The organism is Streptomyces sp. NPDC111802 (assembly GCF_055634335.1).
Genome location: NZ_JBVKCZ010000118.1, coordinates 1 through 7,532, shown reverse-complemented (window position 1 = coordinate 7,532; position 7,532 = coordinate 1). Strand labels below are relative to the sequence as shown.

Below are 7,532 nucleotides of genomic sequence, written 5' to 3'. Positions count from 1 at the left end.
ACGCCAACACCAAGCCCGCATCAGCCACTACAGGCGACGCGGACACAGCCCATAAACCTGCCCAGCAATCAGCACAAGCACCGTTGCAGTACTAGCCCTGGCTCGTTCCAGCGCTTCGACGCCAGCAATGGAGCGGGACTCGGTCCGCTCCCGAGAGTAGTTCCGGTCAGAGGCCAGGGGCTGTCCGTCACTCGGGCCGTCAGTCTTTTACTGAGACGGATCTGACCCCTGGCGGCATCGCCACGGCTGCCGTATTCACCAGAACGGAACCACCTCTCAGGATGACAGACCTGTCCTGCTGCGGCCCCAGTAAGGCCAGTTATGACCCTCACTCGCCCGCTGTCGGCATCGGCGGATTCGCTGTCCCTGGCATGAGCCATGAGCCATCTGCACGGATCACCTGTCACCTCATCGCGGGCCCACCAGCCCCGGAGAAGACCGTGCGCTCGCTAGGGTTGCCAATGAGTGGCGGGCCGTCGTGCCTTGAGCACTTCCGTTAGGGAGCACATGCACCCTACTCAGGCTCGGGGCTGCGCAAACACCGTGACGGAAGGGGTGTTGAATATAGATCGTTGGTCTGTTGGCAGCTGTGTTCTGCGGCGTGGACCACCATGACGGCGCCTTGGCCAATGCAGACGGAGAGCAGCTGGACAGGCCGCCTATTAGCGACGACACTGCCGGACTTTCCCAGCTGGCCGGGCCGTTCGCCAAGGACGGCGACACCGAGCAAACCCCGATCCCCGTCGCGATCGAGAGCTCGCGAGGGCTGCTTGTCGCCCGCCTGCGAGCCACTGGCCGACAGGTCTTCGCAATCAATCCACTCGCGGTTGCCCGCTACCGTGACCGGCATTCCGTCTCGCAGAGGAAGTCCAACGCTGTCGACACCGCCGCTCTGGCGTACATTCTGCCTGTCGACATGACCGCCCACAATCCGCTGCCTGTGGATTATGAGCTGGCCCAGGCTGTCGCGGACTGGGCCGTCTCAGCAGGGCGCGGTCTGGGACTGCGGCCAAGCCCACAACAGGCCCCGTTCGACAAGCGTAACGGTCTGTGCTTCCCGCGAGGCCCGCACCATCCACGCGGCGGCTCCAACCCCTCGCCCCGGCCATCCGAAGCTGAGGGTCCTCCGCGTTGTCTTGCCAGCGTCACTGGAGCAACTCCTCTGGTCGAGACGGCGGTACGACCGAGAGAGTCAAGCCCGAATCGCCGCTTAGGCCATTTCAAGATCCGACTTCCTGCACGAATGCTTCGTCGCCACGACGGAATCGAGGCCCTGGCGATGCGAAGCCACAATCACCGACAACATACGTCCGTAGGGTGCGACCTGCCCGAGTCACAGGTCCCCGATGCCTGTCATCTCGATTTTGCATTCAACATCCGGGAATGCCGCGAGTCGCTCCCTCACTATCTCGCGAAAGTCACCACTCAGCGATATTGATAACCTCGTGGTGTCGCCCGAGCCGTTCGAGCGGTAAGAAGCTGCCAGGATGGCATCAGGATTCACGTTATGTAGTGCTTCGAATACCTCGTCGAACAGGTCATTACGCACGATGGCCGACACAGAAGTACGGACGTTCATCGCTCTGTCTCCCTTGCGATAGCCCTCGTCGAGCGTCACCCTCCGCACCTCGGAGCGCCACCTGGCCAACCGCCCGCCTATGCCATACGAGTGTCCTGGATCCCTTGCACAGAAGGACGGCTCACAGTGGGCACCCGTCAGGAACCGGCGCTCGTGCCATACAAATCGACCTAGGAGACGTCCGCGGGCTGCCAAACGCCGACCGCCAGTCCGTGGAAGCGTTCAGCGACCGCCCCATCGCTCTCGGACATGCGAACGGGATGCCGAATCCACGAAGTTCCTGACGTCCAGGTTCTATACGGGGCGTCGATGGCGTCCAGAACCAGATCGGACACCCGCACCGCGGCCGAGATCATCCGAGTTGCCCGATCGAGTGTGTCGTGCAGGCGGTCGTGGCGAAATTGGGGATCAGTGCATTGCAGGTGGGGCGGGCCTGGGTTTGCGAATGGGCGGGGACTGCGGCAGGTGAACGGGATCTTGAAGGTGGCCTCGGCTTTGTTCACGGCCGAGCACGACCGCTCGTCGAGACGCTCGTAGCGTTCATCGACGCGCACCGCGAGGTGTTCAGAGCCGAGCCGATCTGCCGGGTTCTGACCGGCCACGGACTGAGGATCGCGATGAGAACCTGCTACGCCCCCGGGAACCGTAGGCCCAGCCCCTGGTGAGTGCGGGATGCGCCGCTGAAGGCGCAGATCAGCTGTGTTCACACAGAGGAGGCCATGGTCTGCACAGTGCGGAGGACCTGGCGGCAGCTGCACCGTGAAGGCAAACCGGCGGGGGGGCCGCTGCCCCCTCGCCCGGCTGGCGCGGGCCTTGGCCTTGAGGGCGCCCGGCGCGGGAGGAAGTTCCGCACCACCTTGCGCGACTTCACCTTCGCCGCCACCTGGTCCGGGATTGTCTACGTCGCGTTTGGCATGGACGTCTACTCCCGGGCGATCGTCGGCCGGTCCGCCGCCATCGGCAAACGGTTGCCAAGCTCGTCCTGACACCCTCGATACCCCCTCCCCACGTAGGTCAGGGGCTTATGCCCTGCTTTCGACACTGGCTTGGGCTCGATGGGGGCGGCGAGCTGGGGGTGGCCGACCCGGACGTGGCTCTTTGGCCCACGCAGCGGGCACGGCAACGACCGAAGCGCCACCTGCTCCCTTGCCGGGACGTGAGCGTTCGAAATACGTGTGTCCCTGCGCCGGATGTCAGTGTCGATGCAGATAGGCCCTGATGCATGCCCTGATACATGGGGAGAAGAGGTGCAACGACATGCCGATGAGCGCGGCGGCGGTGGGGCCCAGCGCTCCCGCTAGGTGACCTAGGAGATTCAAGCTACTCAGTCAGGTGACAGATTCGTGCCCAGCCAGAGGCGGAAGACTTGTCGTGATCATTAGTAGTGCATGCATTCGGCATTGTGCTCTGCTGATGCCCTGGAAAGGAGAAGCTCCGGGCGCCGTTCTGGAGCGTCGTCCGGAGAACACACTTCCCGTGGGCCCGACGGCGGCACTGAATGACCGGACGGAAGTGGAAACAGCGAACTTATATCTGCCCACGAGTTTGACGCTCGTGCAGGAGACTTTGAGGCCCGCTCCGGCCGGGTCGAGGAGGAGCAGCGGTGGCAATGGATGGCGTGCAGGGCTCTTCGCGGCCTGGAAGGATGCATCCCCCGGGTGGGTCGCCCGATGGGAGCTCCCATCCTGGAGACGCGTACACCAATCCGGTCCTCCTCGCGAGATTGGCGGCTCAATCCCCGCGAGTTCCCGGGCCTCTTGGGCATGCTCGCGGAATCTCAGGTTCGAGCACCGCTGCATCTGATGTATTGTCTTCGATTAAATCGGCAGCTGAGAATTCAGGCGACAGTCGCCCCACCGGCAAGCATCGTCGACCCAACCGGATCGAGCGCACGACCACCCGGGTGGTCGGCGTCGCCGCTCTCACAGTCACGGGTGTAATCGGGTCTCTGGCCGCTGCCGCGCTTGCCGCCGAACCTGCAGCCAAGCAGACAGGCCTCATTCCACTTGTCATCGATGGGAGCTCCATACCCGAGCGGATCGCGGATCAGGCAGTGGCCCAGCAATATTCCGCCGCGAAGAACGCCGCCGAGGAAGACGCGCGCGCAATGGCGGCCGAAAAAGCCAGGAACGAGCGTCAGGCCGAGTTGCATGCCGCCCGTGAAGCCAAGCGCGAACGCCTGCTTGCCTATGTGGCTCCGCTCTCCAACTCGTACGTGTCCACCGGCTACAAGGCCGGTGGTGCCGTTTGGTCATCTGGCAGCCACACAGGCATTGACTTCCACGCCGCCAGCGGCACCACCGTCCGCGTGGTCGGCTCGGGCACGGTCGTAAAGGCCGGATGGGGCGGAGCGTACGGCAACCAGGTCGTGGTTCGCATGACTGACGGTACCTACACCCAGTACGGCCACCTCTCGTATGTCAGCGTGTCCGTGGGCCAGGCGGTCGCCCCAGGCCAACAGATCGGCTTGTCGGGGGCCACAGGCAACGTGACCGGGCCGCATCTCCACTTCGAGGCCCGCACGACAGCGGAATACGGCTCTGACATCGACCCGGTCGCCTACCTGCGCTCGCACGGCGTGAGCCTCCGCCACACTTGAAGTTCGGCTCTCAGCCCTGTTAAGTCAGCGGAAAGTGCTAGCGGCTCGCTACTTGCTCTTCATTGGACCAGGGCCTTACCAGTCCTGCTCCTCTCCAGACCGAATAGACGTTGCGGAGCCTCGGGTTGGTGGGGTGTTGGCTGTCACTGCTACGGCGGCCACACGTCATCGCAATGGGGGGACTCCCGTTGGAGAACGCGGCCGCTGTGAACAACCTCCTGATCATCCGCTTCTCGGTGTAGCGGCGCGAGTCAAGGACCGAGCATGATCTTGCGTCGCCGATTCCTCCCATTGCTCACGAGGCCACTGTTGTCACATTCCTCATGCGAGTGAATCTCTCACTAAAAGCGTAATAGATGTAGTGGTCGTAACCATTCGAGAAATCAGCTTCGCCGCGTTGGAGGATAGCTACAGCGGCCCGACCCACGATATCAAGTAGGGTCTGTGATGTTTCGGGGCCCTCTCCCCCCGAACAGCAATGGGAGCGTCCCGCATCTCAGCGGCATCAGCCCTGGCAACGCTGGATTGAAGAGAATGGATTATGAGACGTGAATGACGATGTGTCAGTGAGGTTTGTACGATTACTGGAAGACGGTCGAACCCCGGATGCTGCTTGGCTTCTGGCAATGCGAGAGAGGGGAGCTACTAGGGGTGCGCCAACGGCATCCGGGCGCCTTGAGTTCACACAGAGAGGAAATAGGGCGATGGCCACATCGCGAAGGCGATGGGCAGCTGTGGGCCTTACTCCTCCGTGGGAGGCGGGTGGGCTCCCCGACCAATCACCGCCGGTTCCAGACAGAATTGATGGACACAAGGAAGCCGCCGAGCCCTGATAGGTTGGCTGCAGGGTTTCAGAACCGTCAACTTGTTGGTGAAGGCGGGCCATCAAAGCGGACCGAATACCCCTTGCACCGGACCGAACGCGCCAATGGTGCGAGGTGCGTGGAATTGCATTGTTCCGGACGGGCTGTGGGAGATTGCCAAGCCGTAGATCCCTGCGCCGAGCATGCGGCCGCAGGGCTACGGAACGCAGGACACATGTGATTAGACGCTGTTTGCAGCCATCATCTAAGGCTCCTGGTCAACTGCGCCTGGCGCCCACAGCCACCATGCTTCGGCATGTCCAGGTCGACTGCTCACCGCCGGTTCCTGATCTGGCGCGCGCCGGTGTCCAGGGTCTCCTGCAGGAAGCCATGCAGCACCGCCTCGAGGACGCCGGCCTCGTCGGCGTCACACGCGTTCCCGCTCCACCGCAACAAGCAATCCCCCGCACATAGCCCTCCAGCAGGGCGGTGAGGACAGCGGCGTCCGTCAGCCCCGGAACGTCTAGTCCGGGCTCGGACTCTCCCCCACTGCGCGCCTGTGCTGAACCTCCAGATCGCCCTCGAAGTGAATCCATAGCCAGTGGGGGTAGAACCGTACTCGCCTGCCGGCAGGTACGGCTCGACCCACTGCCACGGTCATCGGTGAGTTGCCAGCGCGGACACGATCGCCTTCCTACCGGATCCGGATCGACAAGATTGATCACGACACACAAGGCCTAGCAGTCCGCCGCCACTGGCCAAAAAGAGCGGGAATCATCGCTAGTACGAACCGACGATCGTGCTTGGCCGATCCCGAGGCTGCCTGATCACCCAACTGTACCTTGGAGCCGACGGCCAGCAGACCGCGGCCATCCTGCTCACACCCGACTACGCCACGACAGGCGTCTACACCGACCCTTTTACTGGAACGCATCCGAATGCCCATCAACTGGCCCCCGACGCCCGCGTTTATGCCTGGCCAGGTCGTCGCTGCCCAGACCTACAACCCTCGCGTATTCGCGCTACCTAACGCGAACGCGGGGTCGCCTACCCCCTCCTTGAGAAGAACGACCAACGGCGGCACCGGCTGGCGGCGGAAGATCACCAGGATTCGATCGGGAGACCTACTGCCAGCCCAATGTCATCGATCGCTGCTTCAATCGACTCAAAGCTTTTGCGTCATCGTCGCCAGATACAACAAAACCGCCACCTCCCACGCAGCGGATTCACCACTCGCGTCGTTCCTGCTTTGGACGAGATTCACCACCACCCTCCCGGGCACCCGCCACCGCCTCCACGGAGATCGGCCTACACGCGCCCATCCGGGGCAAGCAACCTGTTCACCGCCTTGAACCCGACTACACGGCCACATCATGCCGAAGAAGAAGAACCGCTCTGGGTCCGTCTTCGAACTGATCTTGCCCAACAGCGGGAAAGATGTGAGGGGATGGCTGCTTCGCAGGAGTGGCGGCCTTCTCGTAGCCGGCGGCGATGCCACGCAAACCCTTGAGTCGGTTGAAGCAGCGCTCGATGGTGGTGCGACGGCGATAGGTGTGTCGGTCGGTCGAACATCTGGGGTCTCTTGCTCTTGAGGCCGAGGTTGCGCCGGTGAAGAGCGAGCACCTCCCTCCCCGGTAAGTTCATAACTACGTATCACGCAACCGTGATCCATCATCCAGTAATCTTTGAAGGCAGACCCTAGGGCAATTCCCTTGTATGCGTCGGGTGTTGAGGGCCGATCCGTTGTGGGTCGAGACCTTCGCGGGCCTGCGGATGCGGCAGTTCGAAGGCTTGTTACGGGTGGTGCGTGAGCGGGCGGATCGGGTGCTGCTGGTGGCGGTCTACTGGCGCACGAACCTGACCATGCGGCAGCTCGCGCCGCTGTTCGCCGTCTCTCGATGGCGATGGTGTGCCGGGTCATCCTGCGGCTGCGTCCCTTCCTCGCTCTCGGGCCGGCTTCCCGGCTCGCCGGCACCGCGGATCGGTTGTGGATCGTGGACGGCACCTTGATTGTGGTCCGCGACCGGCAATTCGGTGCCTCGAGCCGCAATTACCGCTTCTCGGCAAATGCGCAGGTCATCATCGATGCCGACACCAGGCTGGTCGTGCCCACGGCCCGGCCGGCCCCAGGCAGTCGGGCCGACGCCCCGGTCTGGGGGAACTCCGGTCCCGTCCAAAGCTGCGACGGCGTCACGGTGCTCGGCGGCGGTGCGTCCATCAACACCGGAGTGGTCGTCCCGCACCGAAAACGGCCCGGCCGGCCACTCCTCGCGGGTGCAGAGGAAGACAGCGCGGAGCATCGCCAGGTCCGCGCCCGCGTCGGGCATGCCTTCGCCCGGATGAAGCACTACAAGATCCTACGTGACTGCAGCCAACGCGGCGACGGATGGCAGCATGATCAGAACAGTAGAAACCCGGGCCTGACCTGCCCAAGCAGCGCCTCTGCAACACGCTTTAGACCGTGTCCTATGTGGTGAGGCGGACGAGTCGCTTGTAGCAGCAAAGGGCAGCTGCGAGTCCGAGGAAGGCCAGGTAGTTGCGGGGATTGCGC

At 63.3% G+C, this 7,532-nt stretch carries 5 protein-coding genes and 2 pseudogenes; 5 read left to right on the top strand and 2 right to left on the bottom strand.

Going from position 1 to position 7,532, the window contains the following annotated elements; all coding sequences use genetic code 11:
• Positions 1 to 589 precede the first annotated feature (589 nt).
• Positions 590 to 1,438: an IS110 family transposase gene (locus tag ACZ7NC_RS43805; RefSeq protein ID WP_471497645.1), complete on the top strand. Its 849-nt coding sequence runs from the start codon at positions 590 to 592 to the stop codon at positions 1,436 to 1,438.
• On the opposite strand, the gene ACZ7NC_RS43800 is transcribed toward ACZ7NC_RS43805, so the two are convergent.
• Positions 1,334 to 1,618 (bottom strand): hypothetical protein, encoded by a 285-nt coding sequence (locus ACZ7NC_RS43800; protein WP_471497647.1) that lies wholly within the window; start codon positions 1,616 to 1,618, stop codon positions 1,334 to 1,336. The two genes, ACZ7NC_RS43805 and ACZ7NC_RS43800, sit on opposite strands and share 105 nt — an antisense overlap.
• Before the next feature lie 131 nt (positions 1,619 to 1,749).
• The gene (locus ACZ7NC_RS43795) at positions 1,750 to 2,181 is read right to left on the bottom strand and encodes a hypothetical protein (protein WP_471497641.1); all 432 of its coding nucleotides are present in this window, start codon (positions 2,179 to 2,181) and stop codon (positions 1,750 to 1,752) included.
• Positions 2,182 to 2,436: 255 nt separating this feature from the next.
• Here ACZ7NC_RS43795 and ACZ7NC_RS43790 point away from each other — a divergent pair, with 255 nt between their 5' ends.
• The 4 genes and pseudogenes from ACZ7NC_RS43790 to ACZ7NC_RS43775 all read left to right on the top strand — a co-directional run bounded on the left by ACZ7NC_RS43790 (position 2,437) and on the right by ACZ7NC_RS43775 (position 7,458).
• Entirely contained in the window at positions 2,437 to 2,565 is a 129-nt protein-coding gene (locus tag ACZ7NC_RS43790; RefSeq protein WP_471497639.1) for a hypothetical protein, read from the top strand.
• An 830-nt stretch (positions 2,566 to 3,395) separates the two neighbouring features.
• The gene (locus ACZ7NC_RS43785) at positions 3,396 to 4,178 is read left to right on the top strand and encodes a M23 family metallopeptidase (RefSeq protein ID WP_471497643.1); all 783 of its coding nucleotides are present in this window, start codon (positions 3,396 to 3,398) and stop codon (positions 4,176 to 4,178) included.
• 928 nt (positions 4,179 to 5,106) lie between these two features.
• A pseudogene (locus ACZ7NC_RS43780) lies at positions 5,107 to 5,484 on the top strand (transposase); the annotation flags it as partial.
• A 1,213-nt stretch (positions 5,485 to 6,697) separates the two neighbouring features.
• Positions 6,698 to 7,458 (top strand): annotated as a pseudogene (locus ACZ7NC_RS43775) (transposase family protein).
• The last annotated feature ends 74 nt before the right edge of the window (positions 7,459 to 7,532 follow it).